This window comes from Sulfitobacter guttiformis (genome assembly GCF_003610455.1).
Taxonomy (GTDB): domain Bacteria; phylum Pseudomonadota; class Alphaproteobacteria; order Rhodobacterales; family Rhodobacteraceae; genus Sulfitobacter; species Sulfitobacter guttiformis.
In genome coordinates this window covers 2249696-2270145 of record NZ_RAQK01000001.1, presented here as the reverse complement: position 1 = coordinate 2270145, position 20450 = coordinate 2249696, and the positions used below count along the sequence as shown (strand labels likewise).

The window sequence follows — 20450 nt, the reverse complement described above, 5'->3', positions numbered from 1 at the left end:
TTTACCGCTTTTTGACGAACTCGGTCAGGATCACAATACGCTGGCCCTCGACACGGCCCTCGATGTGGGCGTCATTGTCGGGGACGAGGGTGATGCGGTGCACAGCCGTGCCGCGCTTGGCGGTGAAGCCTGCGCCTTTGACGTTGAGGTCTTTGATCAGGACCACGGTATCGCCTGTGGCGAGCGGGACGCCGTTGCTGTCGCGGTGATTGGTTTGCGCGGCTTCGTTATCGGCCCACGCTTGCGTTTCCTCGTCGAGGTAAAGTTGATCGAGCAGATCGCGGGACCAGTCGGTGTCGAGGCGTTTGAGGGTGCGGGCGGCAAAGACCTGAAGCGCTGCATCTTCGGTCCACATCGTAGAGGCGATGGGGCGGAAGTGGTCAGGCGGAGTTTGGGGATCAGCGCAGAGGGTGCAAATCTGGACGCTGGCGTTATCGGGGCCGCCCGTAACGGGAGTGTCGATGAGCGGGGCGTCCGTGGTGCAGAGGGGGCAGGTCATATTGGCGTCCAGTCAGGGGAGTTTTACCGGATGTACCACCAATCTTTCTTGGCTGCATGTTTTTCGTCAGGTTTGCGCCAGTCCATCTGTTTGAGGACGGCGTATGTGGCGGGGAGGGAGATGAGGGCGCCGACAATCAGCGAGGCGATCATGGAGGTCCACGAGAAATAGCCCATGACGATGACGGCCACGGCGAGCGCACCCGAGAGGGTGGAGAAGACGATGGAGTAGATGGCGAAGGCGAAGTGGAGCATGGGGGGCCTGTTTGGGTTGTTTCAAAGATAGGCCAGTTAGAGCAATCTTCAATTAAGAGCACCGCGCCCGAACCGAGGGGTGGGTGTGAAGCGCCCGCCCCGTAGGGGCGGTTCGGGCGCTGGCAAATCCCTTGGGGAATTGGCATTAGTTAGCTTGAGACCAGGCCAGATAGCGGTCAAACTCGTAGAATAATTGAAATCACTTTCCTTCGAACATTTCTACCGATTCTCCTCCTCTGTTATATCTAGTAAATTCCTGTTCAATTTGGTGCTTCAACGCGCTCTTGGTATCTTCGGAACGACCCATTGCGGTCGCTAATACTCTCTTTGCACGAGCACGTTCAGGCATGAGTATCTGCATGTTGATGTCAATAAATGAGAACCCAAGAAATATTACCAACTCAGCATCTCTCAATGGACCCTTTATTCTTTCTGAAAGAGTGGCGTCAGCAACACCCTCAGTAAAAGTCCGGATTCGATTCGATGCGCTGTAGATTCCCGCTCCATTTCTTTCAAACGCATAACCTCCAACTCGTCCATGTGAAATATGCAGTTCACCAACTGAACCATACGGGTGAACCACTTCAATCGCAGTCAAAACATCTTCTATTTGCTGGTCATTAAGCTCGAAATAGCTGGCTGCGGCACTACAAAAAAAACTGCTTGATGCATCTGTCGTAGTTGAACGATATGAAGGTAATATTCTGGAGGGCTGAAACAAAACTTGTATAATCTCTTTTTGCAGCAATAATCTTGAAAAAAACTGCTGCCCAAGTATTCTTTGTTTTAGAGAAATCCAATCGATTATAGATATTACTATCGTCAATGGTCAGTGTACTTCCACGTTCAGCTTTAATTATTGCGTTTGCAATCGCAAGCTTACCCACTTTCACCAAATATTCGTTCTCTTTATGGGTGTCCAAATAGTTGTCTATCGAAGGAGCCAACGCCATGTTGCGACTAATCTGTTGAGCAACACCATAATATCTGTTGATCGGAACTTTTGTTTCCTTCGAAAGTATTTCTATTGCACGTTTGAGCTCCCAATCTCCATTTCCTATGGACAGGTGTCCAAAGCGGTCTATCGCAAAGTCCAGATCTTTTTGAATAATCGAAGTCAGTTCGGCTCCCGTCGGAAGCTCGAACTCTTTACTGGCGCCAGCGCCTACAACAATAACGTTGGTTCTTTCAGAATCACCCATCAGTCTCGGCCTAAACCCCTGCACTCAACCCGCATCCAGTGGGAATGCGCATTGCTTTGCAATACGCTGCCTCCCACCGTCAACAAATCCAGTCAGCTTTCGGCTGTCTGGTTTTGTTGCTTAGCCATCCATCTTCAGTGCTGAGATAAATGCCTCTTGAGGTATATTAACCGACCCAAACTGCCGCATCTTCTTCTTACCCGCCTTCTGCTTGTCCAGCAGCTTGCGTTTACGCGAGGCGTCGCCGCCGTAGCATTTGGCCGTGACGTCTTTGCGCATCGCGGAGAGTGTCTCACGAGCGATGACCTTGCCGCCAATCGCCGCTTGGATCGGGATTTTGAACATGTGGCGGGGGATGAGGTCTTTTAGTTTTTCGACCATGGCGCGGCCGCGCATTTCCGCACGGTCGCGGTGGACCATGGTGGAGAGGGCGTCGACGGGTTCGTCGTTGACGAGAATGGACATTTTGACCAGTGCGTCTTCGCGGTAGCCGATCATGGAGTAGTCAAAGCTCGCATAGCCCTTGGTCACCGATTTGAGGCGGTCGTAGAAGTCGAATACGACTTCGTTCAGCGGCAGGTCGTAGACGACCATCGCGCGGGAGCCTGCGTAGGTGAGGTCCATCTGCATGCCGCGGCGGTCCTGGCACAGTTTGAGGACATCGCCCAAGTATTCGTCGGGGACGAGGATGGTGGCCTTGATCCGCGGCTCTTCGAGGTGGTCGACAAAGGTGAGGTCGGGCATGTCGGCGGGGTTGTGCAGTTCCTGCATGGTGCCGTCGCGCATGTGGATGTGATAGATGACCGAGGGCGCGGTGGTGATGAGGTCGATGTCATACTCGCGCTCGATCCGGTCGCGGATGACTTCGAGGTGCAACAGCCCGAGGAAGCCGCAGCGGAAGCCAAAGCCCAATGCAGCGCTGGTTTCCATCTCGTAGCTGAAGCTCGCGTCATTGAGGGCGAGTTTTTCGATGCTGTCGCGCAGGTCTTCGAACAGGGCCGCGTCGACAGGAAACAGGCCACAGAACACGACGGGCTGGGATGGCTTGAAGCCCGGCAGTGCCTTGTCACACTTGCGTTTTTCATGCGTGATCGTATCACCGACACGCGTATCGCGGACCTGTTTGATGGAGGCCGTGAGAAAGCCGATCTCACCAGGGCCAAGCACATCGATTTCGGTCATCGCGGGGCGGAATACACCGATGCGGTCAACGTGATGGACCGATCCGTTTTGCATCATCGTGATGCGGTCGCCTTTTTTCAGCTGTCCGTCCATAATGCGCACAAGAACGATTACGCCAAGGTAGCTGTCATACCAGCTGTCCACCAGCATCGCCTTGAGCGGTGCATCAAGCGTCCCTTTGGGCGCGGGGAGGTGGTGAACGATCGCCTCGAGCGTCTCGACGATGCCCTGCCCTGTCTTGGCGGAAACGCGAATGGCACCGGATGCGTCGATGCCGATGACATCCTCGATCTGCTCGGCCACGCGGTCACAATCTGTGGCGGGCAGGTCGATCTTGTTCAGGATCGGCACGATTTCATGGTCAGCGTCGATGGCGTGATAGACGTTTGCGAGGGTCTGTGCCTCGACACCTTGTGTGCTGTCGACAACCAGCAGCGAGCCTTCAACCGCGCGCATGGAGCGGGAGACCTCATATGCGAAATCGACGTGGCCGGGGGTGTCGATCAGATTGAGGACGTAATCCTCACCGTTTTTGGCGGTATAGTTGATCCGCACAGTCTGCGCTTTGATCGTGATGCCCCGCTCCCGCTCGATATCCATACTGTCGAGCATCTGCGCTTTCATATCGCGCAGCGATACGGTGTTCGTCTCTTGGATGAGGCGATCAGCGAGGGTGGATTTGCCATGGTCGATGTGGGCGACGATGGAGAAATTGCGGATGTGTGAAAGTGGTGTCATAGACCTGATATGTAGGGGTTTAGGGGAGCGGTCAAGGTGGTTGATGGCCCATGGGTAGCGTCTCATGCGCGCAGGTGCCGGACCGGCTGCGCGCGCCGCTGATTCCAGGGTTTGCGACCAGACGAAAACCTCATTTTGACGCAAGTTATTACCACTCTTCACATCAGGGTGATCAGATGTGCGCAAGTGTGAATTCCGGTTTAACTCCTCTGGGTTAATAGATAGGGGGACTGCGGACTAAACTGCCACCTATCACTTTGAATTAAGGACGACATATGCACCCGATCACACGCTTTGCCGTGCCAGCTCTTTTGGCATTTCCCTCACTTGCTACTGCACAGGATACCACACCCGAGTGGGACTTTTACGGTCAGCTGAACCTTGGCGTGATCAGCGTGGATAACGGTACCGGTTCCGAGACGGGTGTTACAGATAATGATAACTCCAACTCGCGCGTTGGTGCCATTTTCCGCCGTGATCTTGATAACGGGGCTCAGTTCCGGTTTCATTTTGAAAGCGCGATCGGCTTGACGGGATCCAGCTCCATCAATGGCGAGGACAATGATCTGGATCTGGATTACCGTCGCAGTGAACTGCGCAAACTGGAGTTTGTTTACCAAACCGCCACGATCGGTACATTCTCCTTCGGGCAGGGCAGCATTGCAACGGATGGCACCGCCGAGGCTGACTTCTCCGGAACCGGCGTTATTGCCTACTCCGGCATCAGTGACCTTGCCGCTAATCAATCCCTGACTCTGGCCGACGGCTCAATTTCCGGCACGCGCATCGGCAATGCCTTTTCAGCCTTTGACGGAGGGCGCCGCTTCCGCGTTCGTTATGACACTCCGGAATACAACGGCTTCGGCTTTTCCGTTTCGGCAGGGGAAGAGGTGCTGGCCAGAGGCAATGATGACGAATTCTATGATTTCGGCCTGTCGTACAACAAAGACTATGGAAACTATAAAGTCGCAGCACGTCTCGGCCATTCGATCCGCGACAGCGCCGAGGCCTTCACGCTGGGCTCTGCCGCTATCCTGCACGAACCAACCGGACTGAGTTTTGCTCTGGCTGCCGGTCAGTCGCGCGAAGCGGATACAGACTATGTTTATGCAAAAGCGGGCCTACAACGCGATTGGCTGTCCATTGGCCGCACGTATTTGTCCGCCGATTACTACAGCGGGTCGGATTTCGCCTTCTCAGGCAGTGATTCAGAATCCGTGGGTATTGCCGTGGTGCAAAAGGTCGATGCCTATAACGTCGAGCTTTACGCAACATACCGGACCTATGATCTTGATACGGCGGGCAGCGCCTTTAATGACGTCGACGTAACATTTGTCGGTGCACGCTGGAAGTTCTAAGGCTTTTACCCAAGCGCGATCCGGAGCCGCTACACAATTGATTTGTAGCGGCTCCTTCGATTAGATTTAATCAAAACATAAATAGTCTTTGCACATAACCGCGCCTAGCAAAAAGGTGGTACGGGCTGTCCGCAGCTTACCATATTTATGTTTCCAGTGAGAGCCAGAACACCAGCAGCGGGCGTTTCAGATTAACGGTGTCAGGCAGAGCCGCGACATACACCTGAAAATACTTTTTCATCACACTGATCAGCGATTCGTGAGCGATCATCGGAGTTGCGGATGACGATCCCGACTTCGGGGATAACGTCATTTGTCTGACTTGAATGTCGCCAATGCCTCGCCTTCTTACGCAACGGCCAAAATGGTGATCGAACCGCAGGATGAGCGGGCGATGACCTGACAGTCCATCTGCGAACTGGCGTTTACAGATTGTTTCAATGCCTACTCGCCATTTGCCCCCTGCCTTGCATTTGTGCTATTATATTCAAAGAGCAGGTATAGCCGCACCAAAATGGGAAAACCCACCTGCGGCCCGAGACAAAGGCAAAGACTATGAAATCAACGATTTTCGCGCTGGTTGCGCTGTCCACTCTCGCCGCTTGTGGCGGCGGTGCATCGAGTTATACCACGCGCGGGGCGTACACGCCGGTGCAACTTTATGCGACCGGCCCATTGCAGAAGGCCTGCGTCGCACAGGGTCGCAAAGCAGCGAGTGCAGCGCGCTGTGGTTGCGTTCAGGCCGTAGCAGACCGGCAGCTTTCGTCTTCCGAACAACGCCGCGGCGTCAAAGCATTCAAGGATCCGCATAAGGTTCAGGAATGGCGTCAGTCGGACCGCAGCTCAGACAATGCGTTCTGGGCAAGCTGGAAGGCATTCGGACAGAGTGCCGAGCAGCTATGCTCCCGCGTGTGATCTCAGATCGTTCAACATAACTTATAATCAGGTCTGCCCAGTCAGTCTTCGCCTATAGCAGTGACTGAGTTGGCGGACCAAAGCGTTTTCGTAAACGCTCGGCGATCTGGTCGCGTGCGGCACGGAATTGCGTGAGAGTTGCCTCGCGCCCTTCGGCCAATCCAGTTGGGTCGAGTATGGGCCAATATTCAACATCAAGGTGAAAAAAACGGGTCAGCTCAAGCGCACGGCGCTGTGAGGCTGGCGAGAGGGCAATGACCAGATCAAAGGAGCTAAGATCATCGCCCCAATTCTCCATTTCGTCGAAACTACGTGAGCGGTGACGGGAAAGCTCTACGCCAAGTTCCTGACACACCGCGATGGAATAGCCGTCGATCTCGAGGTCGTTCTTGACGCCCACAGACTGCACATAGACATCCATACCGTACATCTGCTTCATCAACCCCTCGGCCATGGGAGAGCGGACGGCGTTGTGATCACAGCAAAAGAGGACTGATTGAGGCAGCTCTTGCGTCACCCCTCAGCCCCCGAAATGCAGAACGCAGATAAGGGTGAAAAGGCGGCGCGCTGTATCAATATCAATCTCTGCCTTACCCTCAAGCCGCTCTTGCAACACGCGGGATCCTTCCATGTGGATACCACGGCGCGCCATGTCTATCGTTTCGATCTGCGCGGGAGGCAGTTTTTTGACCGCGTCAAAGTACGATTCGCAAATCTGGAAATAGTCTTTTACGACCTGCCGGAAGGGTCCGAGCGAGAGGTGGAATTCGGCTGCTTTCTCTGCACTTTCATTGGCGACATCAAACACAAGACGTTTGTCGCGGATCGAGAGGTGAAGGTGGTACGGCCCTTGTGGTACAGGCCTATCAGCGCGTGTGGGCAGCACAAATGTGTTGTCCTCAAGCAGATCAAAGACCGCAACGCGACGCTCCTGCTCGATCTCGGGGGTGGGTGCCGGAAGACCGGAATCATCGAGGTTAATATGGCTGATGCGGGACATCGGCGGCGCATCCTTTTGTAAGGCCTGATTTCACAGCTGATTACGACAGCGCAGCGCACATGGCAATCCACCCCCCCTTGAACTAGCCGCTTACGTAGCGTGCTAGTCGTTCAGTTTGCGCAGACGTGCCGTAACCGACAGGCCGTGCGCCTCAAGGCTTTCGGATCTGGCCAGCCGCTCGGCGGCCGGACCTATGGCGCGAAGGGCCGCTGGCGTCATATGAGCCAACGTCGTGCGCTTCATAAAATCAAGTACTGAAAGGCCGGAGGAAAAGCGGGCAGACCGGGCCGTGGGCAAAACGTGATTGGGCCCACCCACATAGTCACCTATTGCTTCGGGAGTCCACTGACCGAGGAATATCGCACCTGCATGGGTAATCTTTGCGCTGAGGCTGTGAGGATCGGCCACGCAGAGCTCAAGATGCTCGGGGGCAATGCGGTCAGTGAGCTTTGCCGCCAGATCGAGGTCAGGAACAGTAATAATCGCACCATAATCGCGCCACGACGGGCCAGCGATATGAGCACGCTGCAATGATTCCAGACGTTTATCGACAGCATCAGCAACTGCCTTGCCGAATGCTTCATCGGTGGTGATCAGGATCGATTGCGCGCTCTCGTCATGCTCCGCCTGCGACAACAGATCAAGGGCAATCCAGTCAGGATCATTATCGCCGTCTGCAACAATAAGGATTTCCGAAGGACCTGCGATCATGTCTATACCGACCTTGCCAAATACGCGCCGCTTGGCCGCAGCGACAAAGGCGTTGCCGGGGCCGGTAATTTTATCAACGGGCGCGATCGTATCAGTGCCATAAGCAAGTGCCGCGACGGCCTGTGCGCCACCGATGCGGTAGACCTCATCCACACCGGAGATATGCGCAGCCAGCAAAACCAGTGGGTTGAGGATGCCATCAGGCGTAGGCACAACCATGGCAAGGCGCTGAACTCCGGCGACTTTTGCGGGAATTGCGTTCATCAAAACCGAACTGGGATAGCTGGCCAAACCGCCGGGCACATAAAGACCTGCGGCCGAGACTGCGGACCAGCGCCAGCCTAGCGTTGCGCCAGTCTCGTCGGTCCATTCGGCATCATCGGGGAGTTGGCGTGTATGATATGCGCGGATACGTGCCGCGGCGAGTTCCAGAGCGTCTCTGTCCTCGGGGCTCACCTGCGCCACAGCCGCCGCGATTTCGTCCGCCGTAATCCGCAGGGTTTGCGGTGTCAGGGTAATGCGATCGAATTTCGCAGTCAGGTCAATTACCGCCTGATCCCCGCGCGCGCGCACATCCGCAATGATATCTGCCACCACTGAATCGACATCGGGACTGTCCTCGCGTTTGGCATTCAGAAGCGTGTTGAAGGCCGCCTCGAATTCGGGGGCTGTGGCGTCAAGGAATACGGGCATGGCTTTGGCTCCTGTTGTTGGGTCAGGAGTTAGCGGGGATTGGTGCGGGCCTCAAGAGGGGTGCGACGTTGGCGCCCGTACCTGAGGCAGATTTGAGTTTGTCAGCAAAACGAAAAAAGGGTCGGTCAGTCAGGATGGCTGGGACGTTTTTTGGAAGGCGCTGTGTAAGGGCGCGTGACATCCTTGAGCGCTACGTCGAGTGCTTCGACGGTAAGACGAATCGCGCCGTCACCGGCGAGGGTCAGCGTGATGTGGCCAGAGGGCGCATCTGTTTGCTCGAAGCCTGTATGCAGTAGGGACAGGACCGTGTCCGCGTCTCCTTGAGGCACACCCTGTGATGCAACAGCCTGAACTGTATTGAAGACAAGCAGCGATTGAACGCGCTCGGGTGCATGACGGTCAGCCCCCTTGTCCTCCCAGCGCATGCGGTTGAGCAGTATCGCAAAGCGCCCTGCGCGCTTGTCCCATTTCATTTCTGAAGCGGGGAAAACCGCGTCTTGTACCAGCGATGAGATCACCGCGAGGTCATCATCGGTGAGTGCGCCGAGATTTAGCGGGGATTCTGCCCCGTCCTCGAATTTTGCATCCTGGCTCATTCGTCTTTAATCCGCTCGATAGTTGCGCCTACACCGCGCAGTTTCGCGACAACATGCTCATAGCCCCGATCAAGGTGGTAGACGCGGCTCACTTTTGTTTCGCCTTCGGCAGCCATACCGGCGAGGATCAGTGAAACGGAAGCGCGCAAGTCGGTGGCCATAACACGGGCGCCTTTGAGCTTGTCAACGCCCGTTACGATTGCCTTGCCGCCGTGTACCTCAACTTTTGCGCCCATCCGGATGAGCTCGGGCGCGTGCATGAAGCGGTTCTCGAATATTTTTTCCTCCAACGTAGAGGTGCCGGTCGCAGTGCACAGCAACGCCATCATTTGCGCCTGAAGGTCGGTGGGAAAGCCAGGGAACGGCTCGGTTGTGACATCGACAGCATTCACCCCGTCGCTGCGGCGTTTCACTTTGAGACCCTTGTCCGTTTCGGTGACCTCGATACCTGCGGCGTCGAGCTTTTCGCAAAATGCTCCAACAAGATCGAGGCGGCCGCCCAACAGCTCCACTTCACCGCCGCAGATGGCGGGTGCCAGCATGTATGTGCCCAGCTCGATCCGGTCGGTCACAACAGGATGTGTCGCAGCGCCAAGGCGGTCAACGCCTTGAATGGTTATGGTCGAGGTGCCGTCTCCGTCGATCTGGGCGCCCATGCGGCGCAGACAATCAGCGAGATCGACGATCTCCGGTTCGCGCGCGGCATTGTTAATCACTGTAGTGCCCTTAGCGAGGGTAGCAGCCATCATAATGTTCTCGGTCGCCCCAACAGAGGCGAAAGGAAAATCAATCACTGCCCCTTTCAGGCGGCCTCCGGCTGCTTTTGCATACAGGTAGCCGTCGCGCAGGTCGATGGTTGCACCCATTTTCTCCAGCCCGTTGGTGTGGATATCCATAGGGCGCGCACCGATAGCACACCCCCCCGGCAGGGAAACTTCGGCATAGCCTTCGCGGGCCAGCAGCGGCCCAAGGACCAGATTGGAAGCGCGCATCTTGCGCACGATGTCATATTCAGCGCGCGTGTTGATCGTGCCATGGCTCGACATGGTGATCACACGGCCTTCTTGTAGCGAAGATATTTCAGCACCCAGTGACTGCAGCAATTGCGTCATGGTGCGGATGTCACTGAGGCGCGGCGCGTTTGTTAGGGTCAACGGCTCCTCGCTCAGGAGCGTGGCAGGCATTAAGGTTAGGCATGCGTTTTTTGCGCCCGCGATCGGGATTGTACCACTGAGCGGTCCACCGCCCCGTACCAGAATTGCGTCCATGCCTTATGTTTCCTTGTGTTGCGTGTCTTGCGCAGTGCGTGTTTGCGGCGTGTCTGTTTCGGCCGTGCTTGTCTGTGCGCTCTCGTCGGTTTGGCCTGCACGTGCGCGCGCCTGACCTTTACGCCGCGCCATGTTCGCCTTGAGCGCTTGGGACAGGCGTGCCTGCTTACGCGCGGCATGTGCGGATTTGGCGGCTTGAGCCGGTGTTGGATCGCACGTCTGGTTGCGTGTTTGAGGGGGCTCTTTGTTTGCCATGGCGCCTGTCTAACCCAGCTGTGGGGCGGGGTCCAGATAGCTGCGAATTTGGGTTGCGCGGCGCGGCGTTTGGCGCTACTCAGCCCGCTATCGGCGCTGTTGTAGCTCAGTGGTAGAGCGCGTCATTGGTAATGACGAGGTCGGGAGTTCAATCCTCCCCAACAGCACCATGACAACCCCCTGATATCATTTAATCCCCTTGACCGTATGGGGCTTTGTCCGTCTCGATGTTACAAAACGCGTAACAGAACGGAGTGAATCGTGGCGGGTAAGATCAAGAACTTTCTGGATCGCGAAGGTCGTTACTTTTCCCGCATTTCTGTGCCGGAAAGACTGCGGCCTTACCTTGGGAATAAAACCGAACTCCGCACCGCACTGGGCGGTGACCGTCGTAAAGCGATCGCACAGCACACCATCGAGATTGCTGTGCTTCAGATGAGACTCGATGAGGCGGAACAGCAATGTCGGGATGCCGCTGAGAAAAAACTCGCGCCAGTAGCGCCGGTAGACACTTGGAGTATCCAGCAGATCGCTACTGACAACTATCTGGACCGGCTCGCCTTTGATACGGAGCTTCGGGAAACAACGCATCTATATGCGCAGGTAGGGGTGGATGATCAGTTGGCCACACTTCTCAAGCGCGGCTACTCAGGACTACTGGAAGACGGGAAGCTTGCCGTCCTGGTTGTCGGACGGGTTAAGCGATACAAGCATCTAGGACGAACAAAAGCACAATTCGGCTCCCGCGAGTGGCGTCTGCTGGCCATGGCGCTGTGCAGGTCAGAATACGAAGCTATGGCGCGTGCAGCCGAGAGAGATGAGGGCGACTTTTCGGGGCGGCCAGCACCTGATTTCATCATTGCGCCAACGATACCGCCGCTTCTGCAGGTTGAGACGGCCCTCCCGGCCCCACTGGCCCCAGAAGCCCCAGCAAAAAACGTCCCACTACAATCGCTCTTCGACCAATATCTCAACGGTAGACAAAAGCTTGGCAAGGGGAAGAGTCTGCCAAAACGCTGGCAGCCAGTAATTACCGATCTCATTCGCTTTTTGGGTCACAACGATGCACGGGTAATCACAAAAGCTGATATTGTTCGTTGGCGAGACGAAAAATTAGATACTCTGGCGCAAAGCACAGTCAAGAAGGTCTACCTTAGTAGCATTCAAGCCGTCCTGAGCTGGGCAGTCGAGCATGACATCTTGCCAACAAATGTAGCGGCAACTGTCAAACAGGAATTGCCAAAGAATATCCGTATCCGTGAGAAGGGGTATACCCGAGAGGAGGCAGTTCGCATCCTGAAGGCAGCATCATCCGAGCAAAGAACTGAAGCAAATGGGGCCGAACCTGCGCAGAGCATTGCAACACGCCGGTGGGTGCCATGGCTTTGCGCATTTACCGGTGCCCGCGTTGTTGAAATGACGCAAATGCGTCGGGAGGATGTCAGGTGGGAAGGTGAAACAATGGTGCTGCGCATTTCACCGGATGCAGGGACCGTCAAGACCGGCGAATACCGTGATGTGCCGGTCCACCCACAGCTGATCAAAATGGGCTTTGATACCTTCGTCCGGCAGACAGTCGGGCCACTGTTTTATGTGGCAAGGCCAGGTGCAAGCGCACTTAAGGCGGCAGAGGCAAGTGCTGCAAAACTTAGAAAGTGGATGACGCGTAACAACCTCACAGTAAAAGGGGTCCTGCCCAACCACGGCTGGCGACACCATTTCAAGACATTCGCAAGAGAGGCACGAATTGAAGATCGGGTAATTGATGGGATCACCGGACACGCATCAAGAACCGCAGGTGATCACTACGGAGATGTAACTCTGCTAACCAAAATCAACGCAATTGGCAGCCTTCCGGATTATGTTGTTGGGTCGGAATAGGAAGCATTGATCGCAAGAACTTGGCACAACCTCCCAAACCAGATTGCTGTGGACATAAGCGGGACGCGACTGCGTGGATCGAATATCTCAGACCCTAGTTGACGAGCGAAGGCAAGATTCACTCAACATGCAGGATAACGTTACTGCGCGCCGACTATTTCAGCGGCCGGTTGAATCTCTCAGGTCTCTGGTCCCATTGGCCCCACTGTTTGCGACAAATTATGAACCCGCGCGATCGGCTTTGCAAACAAAGACAGTCCCACGCTTTACGCTTCTATAAGTAAATCAAGCAGCAATGATGCTGCATGGTTACCAGAAGCAGAAGAACAAATGGCGAGAACGAAACCCTATGGCGGCACCAAGCTATCAAAATTCATCACCCACCGGATTATCGAACTCAAGCCCCGCAAAAGCCAGGCCGAGATCGCATCTGAAGCAGGTTTCATTAATCCAAACATGCTGTCGATGATCAAGGCCGGCACGACCAAGCTGGCACTTGACCGCGTTACTGATCTAGCGCGCGCGTTGGATACCGACCCGGCGCGGCTGTTCCGGATGGCGATGCTCCAGTCTGGTCATGAGACGACACGCCCAGTGGTCGAGGAGGTGTTCGGGACGCTCGTCACCCGTAACGAAGTCGATTGGATAAAGGCGATACGCGAAGCTTCAGGCGAAACTGACCCAACGCTTACATCGCGTGCAAGGTCTTCTATCCTCGGGATCTTTGGAAAATGACCCGCGCCCCAGCTTCGATCTTCCATCCCGAGCTTGAAGACCTGACGGAGAACGAGCGTGCATGGGTTGGCTTTCTGCGGCTGATCACTGAGGATACAGATCCAGCACCGACGCTTGCTCGCGTCCAAGCCCTGCGCTGCGTGTTTTCGGATTCTCACTCTTCCGGCTAAGGTAAAGTCTGAAAGGTCCCATACTGAGGCTCCGCGGCGGAGATTTGCTCTCTGAACGAAGAACGCTGTCGAGCCAAAGAAGCTGCAGGCGGCTAACAACCAATAATGGATCGCCATCGGCGCCCCTATTAAATGATGGCGAACTCTCTCGGTCCGTCACAATAAAGGTAAGGTTATCTGAATTAAAACCTGCCAACTCACGTCAACCTAGTTGTCAACTTACGTCAACTTGGACGTAAACTTAGCTGGCCCAATTTGGGCGATGTGTCAACTTAGCCGAGCCAAGCTGACAACCCAAACCTCAACAAAGAAAGGCAAAACGCAAGTATAAGTTGGCACTTTTCCCAAGAAGCGGAAAATTGGCTCGAAATTTTACCCGCGCATCACTCATGATCCGTTGATTCTAGCTTAAGCCAGCCCAAAGCGAAGCGCTTCAGAGCGTCGGCTTACATGTATGCGCAAAATAGAGCGACAAGCATACGAGGACGTGCCCTAACAACGCTTACATCGAGTCCCAGTGCTCACCCGTCCTAAGAAATTCCATAGACAGGTTCGGAAGCGGGCGCCAGCTGCTAGAGAGAGAACAAATATGCGCTACCGCGGGTGCGGGCACACGATGATGATCAGGGCGGGCTTAATGACTGGGCCGAAACCTAAGAGATGAGCTGCGGCAGGAAGATTTGGTCAGCTCGGCACTCACGGGTCGTCGTGAATGCCTGCGGGACTCCACCTTGCCTTGTGTTGCGCTGCATCGTTAAAGGAAAAAGCCATCCATAAAATTTCATTTGCGGCCCTTAGCTGCCGTTTAGGAAAATCCATGACGCTGCTGCGGCCTCCCCGAAGCGGACATAAGAATAAGAGCGCAATATTTGCAGTCCTCAAGAATGGCTAACTACCGGAAATTTTGTTCACCGCCGTCTTCGCAACATCTGCCAGGGTTTCAACGAGCGTTTTCACAGTTGCATCGTCGGCAATAAGTTTTCCATCTGCTTTTCCGTGTTGCTGACCAAACATACGGCGGATCAATTCACGCTTAATTTCCTGCTGCTGCTCAACAGGCAAATCGGCAATGAACGGCCCTAGCGCAGCGGTTTCTAACTCAAACCACCTCATCTTACTTTCGTTGTGGCGGTGCAATTTGGATTGTCGTGACGCATATCCTGATGCAACCAGTAGGATTGCAGTAATTGAACCCGCAGTCATGATATCTGGCCAGTTCAAGATTCCTGTGTAGGATTCTTCAAATCCGACACGATACTTCAAAAGTAACCAAGCAACCGCAGCGACCAATGTAGCCATAGAGATCAAACGCCATGTATTAGCCGCCTTTTGCTCGTCGTCAGCATTTCTTTTGTAACCCCCAGTCACACTATCTCGCGCAACCAAGTTATGGATTTTCAAGACGCTTTTGTGCTTGGCATCCACATCCTCTAGCGTGGCCTTACCCTTTTCAGAAAACGCGTCTTCAAACGCCTGCATCCGGTCGGTGTATTTTGTCGTTAGTTCGGTAGTTGCGGTATTCGCGCGCTCTTTGAGGGCTGTTACAAGGTCCTCATATTGCTTCTTTTTCTCAATCTGAGAGTCGGTGAACTGTTTAAGCTGTTCTGTCTGAGTATTCGTGGTTTCAGTTTGCCAAGCTAGCAGCTTTTCATCTAAAGAAGTTTCGAAGCTAGCAAGCTGTTGCTGCACTGCGAGGGCCGTTACTTCCAGTGCAGACAACTCAGCCGCTCGGTTGTTAATCTCATCAACAACTTCCGTCCGCTTAGTCTCGATGCCTTCCGCAAAGGACTCAAAAGCATTTTCGGAATTGCGAATAACCTGTGCTGATTCTGTAGACCGCGACATTGCTGCTAGATTGTATATAATGTGGGCTTGTTGGGTAATGTGGTTGTTTGCCGTCTGGAGCTGTTGAATCGCTGGGTTGCTGCTGTGTGCTTCTAACTGTTGCCAGACGTGTTGGTGACGAAGTATTTGGTTCACTTGTTCCAAAACACTATTTGGAGCAAATTCAGGATCAATCCCTCCGAGTATACTTTGAAGGTTCTCAAGCACCTTCACCAGACGTCGCCGCTCATTTTGAAAATCTGCATCGCCGTCTGAATGTTCAGTTTTTGCCCACTCTAATGTTTGGCTTACCGTGGTATGAATTGCGTGAGCTTCATAATCTGTAGACCAACGGGACATGCGGTGCCTTCCTTGTCGTGCGGAAAAGAATTTTTAAGTAAATCTTTTACAAACGCAACCGCTAAAGGTGATCTGTGCGAATATGCCAAGGATCAATCCGCAGACGAAGCCGCCGACCACGGCATAAACACCGGTGACTGATTTACCGGTATGCCTGCATGCACTTTCAACTTTGCCCTTTCTTCACCCACAGCGAAAGTCGGCTTCCCGCCCTTGGTGTTGAGTGCCCCTTCCGGCCCAGAACAGACCTTCGGCCGCCTGTCAAACTACTGCGGTGCGGTCCGCCATTGCTGCCGTGCGTCGTGTATGCAAAATTGAATGATAGTTGAACTTACGGTGTGCGGGATTGGGTGGATGGCTGAGTTCAATATCGTGGAGCAGATTGGAGAGCCCTTACGACGGAATGGATATGTCTCCTTCTCACGGGCCGCAAATGATACATTGTCGATCAGGAAGATCGGAGATTACTTGGAATGCAATGTCACGCACTATTCATTTTTGAAACCAAGAATTTCCACGGCGAGACAGAATTCGCTCTCTAATGTGTATGGAATTGGAGAATTTCCGGCACATAGTGATGGAGCTCATTTGGTCAATCCCCCAGACTATCTGATAATGAGGGGCTCTAGAAGCCGCAAAGCACCGACACTACTTTGGCCTTCTGGCAAGTTATTGGAAGCCTTAGGGTCAGCAGCGAATAATGCTGAGTTTGCGGTCAATAGAGGGGGGCGAACATTTGGCGCGAGATTTTGCACTGTTGCCGCGGGCGGGCTAAGGCTGCGTTTTAATCACGACACCATGAAGCCGAAAAACCAATCTGCGGCCACTATACATTCTTGGCTACGTGAGCCAACGATTGCACCAGTCGTGATTGATTGGGAAACGACATCATTGCTAGTGGTCGACAATCGCACTGTATTACATGGCCGTGGAAGAAGCGAAGAACACGATGCGGGCTTCCTAAGGCGTTGGACACTGAGGAAACGGTAATGTGGTCATCTGAAAGTTATTTCGCCAAAGCTCATGGATACTGGCTTCGGGGAACAAACCGAGAGCGCGGCAGCAATGATCACAAGCTTGCTGTTGCGCTTTGTATTGAGTTTACAATTCGAGGGGTTCTCTGCTCCATTAATCCAGCGCTCAACGCCGCGTTTGATGAGGATAGCTTGCTATTCGCGGTCGGTGTTACGCCAAACAAATCGCCGAAATCGGTGGACCTAATAACTGCGTTTAACAGGTTGCACAGGTTGATACCCGAAATCTCTGACGAAGAAGCAAAGGCCATAAAAGCGCTTGTCGACGTTCGCAACCGAGAGCTTCACTCTGATGAAGCCGCGTTTGAGGGAATGGATTTGGACGCTATTGTCCCGTCTCTACTTTCCTTTTTGGCCCGAGTTATCGACCAAACTGGTAATGATTTAGAACAGCTTTTGACGCCCTCGGATGCAAAACAAGCCCGTGAAATGCACGCGGCAATGGCGAAAGATCGATCGCGGGGGGTGCGTGATCTGATCAAAGTTCAAAAAGATCGTTTCTACCGCCTCCCAGAGGCCGAACAGGCCAAGAAACGAGAAGAACATACGCCTAGTTATTCTTCCGCCACGATGAAAACGGGCCACCACATCAGGGCGCACAAATGCCCATCTTGCGCGGGGCTCGGAATACTTGGAGGCGCTCCTGTCGGTCGTTCATCGGTGCTCCTCGATGATGATGGGATTTATCAAGAAACTAGGATTGTCCCATCTGTGTTTGCGTGCAAAATCTGTAACCTAGAAATCAAGGGGCTTGATGAGTTGATCGCGGCCAAGATACCGCATGAATTCGTGTCTCGTGATGAAGTGGACGCCGTAGATCATTTTGGGATCGATGTTATGGAGTATGTCAACCCTGAAGAAATTGTTCGGGAATACCATTACGAACACGAATACATGGATGAGTGAACTCGTGGTATTTGAGCCAACATCCTGCGACTAGTGCTTATTATGTAATTCTGGTTACCTTGTGAAGGCAATCCGTGCGACACCTGCCTCGCTTCAAGCCCAAGCCGCTATCTTCCCGATAAGGCCAAAGCCAGCACCAGTTGAATGTCTGCATTCAGCTTGCCGCCCTCACTTGTTCGCTGAAGCAGCAAATGTCCGTTTCCCGCCCTTCTGTTGAAAAACAACTGTTTGCTCGCGCGAAAAGTCATGTCCTGATGGGCGCGCAAATGCCTTTCTCGTCAGGCTGGGCGGACACGCTGCGGTGCGGGAAGGATTTTGGTCAATTTTCAGAAACTTTGTGCAGTGACGGCGAGCATGTATTCGTCATTTGCACCGTATGGGCAGCGTAGACACGCGGCTCAATGCCTGCCAGCGCCGGCGGCGCCTTCATTGAAGTTCAGGGGCAAAGATGCAATCCACACCGGAAACCAAAGGAGATTGATCTATGGCCAAGCTGAACAAGACTGATGTATTTACCACTGCGGAACCGCGATCCGAAACCAAGTTGGAAAAGACTATACGCGCGTCGAAAGAAATCACAGAGACCGAGACCGAAAGGCGTGAAGAAAAAACTACTCGGCTGCGAGAGGCACGCCGAAAAATTGAAGCTGACGCAAACATAAAGTCGGAATCTTGACTGCAAGCGCACAAATGTCCGCGCTGTGAGGATCATCAACGCGATATCGGCATGGCGAATACCCGCGTTGAAGTCTCCAAACAAGTTACCTGCTGTTGCATCGCCGCCGGTCTAACCTGTCTTCAGGGCATGCACGAGAGCATCTAAGGAAGTCATCCTCAGCGCTGAATATATCAGCCCGCCGGTTACCGTTTGACCCACATAAATCTGGTTTGCAATTGCATCTGCACGCGGCAAGAGTTTTGATATTATATCAAACGCTTCAGCTCGAAAAATTAGAATCCCTGCGACCTTTAGCTCGGGTATTCGCCAGGGCGCAAATGCAATATGCTGCAGCATTATCCCACGTCCGCGCCAGTGTCAGGAACGGCCAGAACGGTCGTTCGGGATCATACTTAGCGAACGTTCAATTTCCCTCGGAATTGAAAATAGTTTGCGGCACTCGGTTGTTGCGCCCTTATAACTTGAGTCGCCACAGAAGAATGTCATTCCTCTCAGGTCAAGAAATTGTTGGCGCCAGCTTGTCCCAATATGGGCACCTAGATTTTGTTCATACGAATGTCCTGGTTTCTGCAGATGGTGCCGAGCGCAAACCTGTGGCATCTTGCACAAATGGAAGAACTGCGCCGAACAATCAGATTGCTCTATACTGGTCAAAGCAAGCGTGCCCGACGGTTTCGCTATGGGCTTATCGTCTTCGATGCGATGACCATAGTCTATTTCATCGCAGCAGCTGCAATACCCGCCACACCGGTCATGACGGCTCTAAACACAGGGCTCGGCCTGCTCATACTTCTGGATCTCGCGGCCCGGTTCTGGATCTCAGAGAACCTGCGCCGGGAACTGACGCGCATTTATACCCTCGCGGATCTGGTCGTCGTGCTGTCACTGCTGCTGGCGCCACTGATCACCGAGAACCTCGCCTTCCTGCGCGTGCTGAGGGGCCTGAGGCTGATCCACGCATATCACCTGTTGAGTGACCTTCGGCGCGAGAGCCTATTCTTCCGCCGCCACGAAGACGCAATACTTGCAGCGGTAAACCTATTCGTCTTTATTTTCGTGACCACATCGTTCGTCTTTGTGCTGGCCTTCGATGAAGGGGCCGGCATCGTCGGCTACGTAGACGCGCTCTATTTCACGGTAGCGACACTCACCACGACAGGTTTTGGCGATATCACCATGACGACACCCGGCGGAAAGCTGTTGTCAGTGTTTATTATGGTCGTTGGCGTTGCACTTTTTGTGCAATTGGCACGCGCCATCTTCCAGCCGTCCAAGATCAAGCATAAATGCCCGGAATGCGGCCTGAACCGACATGAGCCAGATGCAATTCACTGCAAGCACTGTGGCGAGCCATTGAAGATTGAAACAGAGGGCGACGCTGGAACGTGAATGCGCCAGCATTTTCGGCTAATTTCTGGCCATTGCAGCCGAGTATTGGAATGACGCGAATAGAAATCGCTGTATCCTAAGTCTGCACTGTTTCATGTAATTTGCGGGGGGGTAGGAATGGCTCGACTTCCAGGGACTCACGGGTGGTTGGGCTAATGAGATATGAGCGAAGTCCTAGAAAATCTATAATGATGCGATGGGGATGCCTGTCGGCGCCGCGAAAACCTCTCGCTTAATTCCACCCTCCAATGCATTTGACACATTCCGGAAATATCCAGTCAAAATTACTTATCTTGGAAACGGCAGACCCCGCACACAAACCCACAGCTGTCGTCCATCTGATTATTCGGCGTCTAGGAGGGGCAATGCGTGCCTCTACCGCCCAGTAGTGAAGCAGGTTTTGCAGTGCAGCAAGAAGTCCCGCCGCAGATCTAACCTGATGGCATAAACTTACGAAGAAGGGTCTGTGGCCTCTCGGTTACCTTCTCGATTTTAGTGGGAAATTGTCGTCAAACTTACGCAGCTATTTTCAGCCTCATTGCAGGATGATGCCATCGATGCCAACCTTCGGCCGGTCGTTTTTATTAGTCAGACTATAGCCACTGCTTGGCGAAGTGCTGGGCGTCCTCGAGGCCATATTTGACGTATTGGTCTCGTTAAAGAGAGACTGCCTCGCAAATTTGAATAAATTTGCAATGGAGCACCCTACGGGGCATCAGGGAAAATTTACGGCTCGCTACCTTTTGAGATGCGGTGACGGAGATCTGGCGGGGCCCATGTTTGAGAAGGGCTCAAAGGCGC

Annotated in this window: 21 protein-coding genes and 1 tRNA gene; 9 read left to right on the top strand and 13 right to left on the bottom strand. The window is 53.8% G+C overall.

What is annotated here, in order from left to right; translation table 11 throughout:
* Position 1: 1 nt before the first annotated feature.
* The 5 genes from C8N30_RS11055 to lepA all read right to left on the bottom strand — a co-directional run bounded on the left by C8N30_RS11055 (position 2) and on the right by lepA (position 3875).
* Entirely contained in the window at positions 2 to 499 is a 498-nt protein-coding gene (locus C8N30_RS11055; RefSeq protein WP_025061037.1) for an alkylphosphonate utilization protein, read from the bottom strand.
* A 23-nt stretch (positions 500 to 522) separates the two neighbouring features.
* The gene (locus tag C8N30_RS11050) at positions 523 to 753 is read right to left on the bottom strand and encodes a hypothetical protein (protein ID WP_025061036.1); all 231 of its coding nucleotides are present in this window, start codon (positions 751 to 753) and stop codon (positions 523 to 525) included.
* Between the two features lie 199 nt (positions 754 to 952).
* Complete coding sequence (locus C8N30_RS19185; protein ID WP_147419688.1) at positions 953 to 1351, bottom strand: hypothetical protein; 399 nt, start codon at positions 1349 to 1351, stop codon at positions 953 to 955.
* Positions 1352 to 1400: 49 nt separating this feature from the next.
* On the bottom strand, positions 1401 to 1955 hold the full coding sequence (locus C8N30_RS11040; RefSeq protein ID WP_025061034.1) for a hypothetical protein: 555 nt from the start codon (positions 1953 to 1955) through the stop codon (positions 1401 to 1403).
* A 120-nt stretch (positions 1956 to 2075) separates the two neighbouring features.
* Complete coding sequence (gene lepA, locus C8N30_RS11035; protein WP_025061033.1) at positions 2076 to 3875, bottom strand: translation elongation factor 4; 1800 nt, start codon at positions 3873 to 3875, stop codon at positions 2076 to 2078.
* A gap of 275 nt (positions 3876 to 4150) precedes the next feature.
* Between lepA and C8N30_RS11030 the strand changes: the two genes are divergently transcribed.
* On the top strand, positions 4151 to 5233 hold the full coding sequence (locus C8N30_RS11030; RefSeq protein WP_025061032.1) for a porin: 1083 nt from the start codon (positions 4151 to 4153) through the stop codon (positions 5231 to 5233).
* Between the two features lie 145 nt (positions 5234 to 5378).
* On the opposite strand, the gene C8N30_RS19315 is transcribed toward C8N30_RS11030, so the two are convergent.
* Positions 5379 to 5546: a hypothetical protein gene (locus C8N30_RS19315; protein WP_156949532.1), complete on the bottom strand. Its 168-nt coding sequence runs from the start codon at positions 5544 to 5546 to the stop codon at positions 5379 to 5381.
* Positions 5547 to 5788: 242 nt separating this feature from the next.
* Between C8N30_RS19315 and C8N30_RS11025 the strand changes: the two genes are divergently transcribed.
* On the top strand, positions 5789 to 6148 hold the full coding sequence (locus tag C8N30_RS11025) for a hypothetical protein (protein WP_025061031.1): 360 nt from the start codon (positions 5789 to 5791) through the stop codon (positions 6146 to 6148).
* Between the two features lie 52 nt (positions 6149 to 6200).
* Here C8N30_RS11025 and C8N30_RS11020 read toward each other — a convergent pair whose 3' ends face one another.
* The 6 genes from C8N30_RS11020 to C8N30_RS10995 form a co-directional block, all read right to left on the bottom strand.
* The gene (locus C8N30_RS11020) at positions 6201 to 6665 is read right to left on the bottom strand and encodes an arsenate-mycothiol transferase ArsC (protein WP_025061030.1); all 465 of its coding nucleotides are present in this window, start codon (positions 6663 to 6665) and stop codon (positions 6201 to 6203) included.
* Between the two features lie 3 nt (positions 6666 to 6668).
* Complete coding sequence (locus C8N30_RS11015) at positions 6669 to 7148, bottom strand: UPF0262 family protein (protein ID WP_025061029.1); 480 nt, start codon at positions 7146 to 7148, stop codon at positions 6669 to 6671.
* A gap of 102 nt (positions 7149 to 7250) precedes the next feature.
* Positions 7251 to 8552, bottom strand: coding sequence for a histidinol dehydrogenase (gene hisD, locus C8N30_RS11010; RefSeq protein WP_025061028.1), 1302 nt, complete (start codon positions 8550 to 8552; stop codon positions 7251 to 7253).
* Positions 8553 to 8677: 125 nt separating this feature from the next.
* Positions 8678 to 9148 (bottom strand): DUF2948 family protein, encoded by a 471-nt coding sequence (locus tag C8N30_RS11005; protein WP_025061027.1) that lies wholly within the window; start codon positions 9146 to 9148, stop codon positions 8678 to 8680.
* Entirely contained in the window at positions 9145 to 10416 is a 1272-nt protein-coding gene (gene murA, locus C8N30_RS11000; RefSeq protein ID WP_025061026.1) for a UDP-N-acetylglucosamine 1-carboxyvinyltransferase, read from the bottom strand. Before murA ends, C8N30_RS11005 begins: the two co-directional genes overlap by 4 nt.
* A 3-nt stretch (positions 10417 to 10419) precedes the next feature.
* Positions 10420 to 10671, bottom strand: coding sequence for a hypothetical protein (locus C8N30_RS10995; protein ID WP_025061025.1), 252 nt, complete (start codon positions 10669 to 10671; stop codon positions 10420 to 10422).
* Positions 10672 to 10766: 95 nt separating this feature from the next.
* Here C8N30_RS10995 and C8N30_RS10990 point away from each other — a divergent pair.
* The 4 genes from C8N30_RS10990 to C8N30_RS19310 all read left to right on the top strand — a co-directional run bounded on the left by C8N30_RS10990 (position 10767) and on the right by C8N30_RS19310 (position 13457).
* Positions 10767 to 10841: transfer RNA gene (locus C8N30_RS10990), tRNA-Thr, on the top strand.
* 91 nt (positions 10842 to 10932) lie between these two features.
* Positions 10933 to 12552 (top strand): tyrosine-type recombinase/integrase, encoded by a 1620-nt coding sequence (locus C8N30_RS10985; protein WP_025061024.1) that lies wholly within the window; start codon positions 10933 to 10935, stop codon positions 12550 to 12552.
* Positions 12553 to 12882: 330 nt separating this feature from the next.
* A complete protein-coding gene (locus C8N30_RS10980; protein WP_025061023.1) occupies positions 12883 to 13287 on the top strand; it encodes a helix-turn-helix domain-containing protein in 405 nt (134 codons plus the stop codon).
* Entirely contained in the window at positions 13284 to 13457 is a 174-nt protein-coding gene (locus C8N30_RS19310; RefSeq protein ID WP_170151168.1) for a hypothetical protein, read from the top strand. Before C8N30_RS10980 ends, C8N30_RS19310 begins: the two co-directional genes overlap by 4 nt.
* Positions 13458 to 14345: 888 nt before the next feature.
* Here C8N30_RS19310 and C8N30_RS10975 read toward each other — a convergent pair.
* On the bottom strand, positions 14346 to 15641 hold the full coding sequence (locus C8N30_RS10975; RefSeq protein WP_025061022.1) for a hypothetical protein: 1296 nt from the start codon (positions 15639 to 15641) through the stop codon (positions 14346 to 14348).
* 989 nt (positions 15642 to 16630) lie between these two features.
* Here C8N30_RS10975 and C8N30_RS10970 point away from each other — a divergent pair.
* From C8N30_RS10970 to C8N30_RS10950, 3 genes are all read left to right on the top strand, one after another.
* Positions 16631 to 17581 carry a hypothetical protein gene (locus C8N30_RS10970; RefSeq protein WP_037967747.1) on the top strand — a complete coding sequence of 317 codons (951 nt, stop codon included), beginning with the start codon at positions 16631 to 16633 and terminating at the stop codon, positions 17579 to 17581.
* A 484-nt stretch (positions 17582 to 18065) separates the two neighbouring features.
* Positions 18066 to 18257 carry a hypothetical protein gene (locus C8N30_RS19485; RefSeq protein WP_025061019.1) on the top strand — a complete coding sequence of 64 codons (192 nt, stop codon included), beginning with the start codon at positions 18066 to 18068 and terminating at the stop codon, positions 18255 to 18257.
* Positions 18258 to 18869: 612 nt separating this feature from the next.
* A complete protein-coding gene (locus tag C8N30_RS10950) occupies positions 18870 to 19649 on the top strand; it encodes an ion channel (RefSeq protein WP_025061017.1) in 780 nt (259 codons plus the stop codon).
* The last annotated feature ends 801 nt before the right edge of the window (positions 19650 to 20450 follow it).

Excerpts from the sequence above, each read along its gene's own strand:
- C8N30_RS10975 (WP_025061022.1), bottom strand. The coding sequence starts at position 15,641 with ATGTCCCGTTGGTCTACAGATTATGAAGCTCACGCAATTCATACCACG.
- hisD (WP_025061028.1), bottom strand. The coding sequence starts at position 8,552 with ATGCCCGTATTCCTTGACGCCACAGCCCCCGAATTCGAGGCGGCCTTC.
- lepA (WP_025061033.1), bottom strand. The coding sequence starts at position 3,875 with ATGACACCACTTTCACACATCCGCAATTTCTCCATCGTCGCCCACATC.
- C8N30_RS10995 (WP_025061025.1), bottom strand. The coding sequence starts at position 10,671 with ATGGCAAACAAAGAGCCCCCTCAAACACGCAACCAGACGTGCGATCCA.
- C8N30_RS19485 (WP_025061019.1), top strand. The coding sequence starts at position 18,066 with ATGGCCAAGCTGAACAAGACTGATGTATTTACCACTGCGGAACCGCGA.
- C8N30_RS19315 (WP_156949532.1), bottom strand. The coding sequence starts at position 5,546 with ATGACGTTATCCCCGAAGTCGGGATCGTCATCCGCAACTCCGATGATC.
- C8N30_RS10980 (WP_025061023.1), top strand. The coding sequence starts at position 12,883 with ATGGCGAGAACGAAACCCTATGGCGGCACCAAGCTATCAAAATTCATC.
- C8N30_RS11030 (WP_025061032.1), top strand. The coding sequence starts at position 4,151 with ATGCACCCGATCACACGCTTTGCCGTGCCAGCTCTTTTGGCATTTCCC.
- C8N30_RS11015 (WP_025061029.1), bottom strand. The coding sequence starts at position 7,148 with ATGTCCCGCATCAGCCATATTAACCTCGATGATTCCGGTCTTCCGGCA.
- C8N30_RS11055 (WP_025061037.1), bottom strand. The coding sequence starts at position 499 with ATGACCTGCCCCCTCTGCACCACGGACGCCCCGCTCATCGACACTCCC.
- C8N30_RS11005 (WP_025061027.1), bottom strand. The coding sequence starts at position 9,148 with ATGAGCCAGGATGCAAAATTCGAGGACGGGGCAGAATCCCCGCTAAAT.
- C8N30_RS19310 (WP_170151168.1), top strand. The coding sequence starts at position 13,284 with ATGACCCGCGCCCCAGCTTCGATCTTCCATCCCGAGCTTGAAGACCTG.
- C8N30_RS11040 (WP_025061034.1), bottom strand. The coding sequence starts at position 1,955 with ATGGGTGATTCTGAAAGAACCAACGTTATTGTTGTAGGCGCTGGCGCC.
- C8N30_RS11050 (WP_025061036.1), bottom strand. The coding sequence starts at position 753 with ATGCTCCACTTCGCCTTCGCCATCTACTCCATCGTCTTCTCCACCCTC.
- C8N30_RS11025 (WP_025061031.1), top strand. The coding sequence starts at position 5,789 with ATGAAATCAACGATTTTCGCGCTGGTTGCGCTGTCCACTCTCGCCGCT.
- C8N30_RS10970 (WP_037967747.1), top strand. The coding sequence starts at position 16,631 with ATGTGGTCATCTGAAAGTTATTTCGCCAAAGCTCATGGATACTGGCTT.
- C8N30_RS10950 (WP_025061017.1), top strand. The coding sequence starts at position 18,870 with ATGGAAGAACTGCGCCGAACAATCAGATTGCTCTATACTGGTCAAAGC.
- murA (WP_025061026.1), bottom strand. The coding sequence starts at position 10,416 with ATGGACGCAATTCTGGTACGGGGCGGTGGACCGCTCAGTGGTACAATC.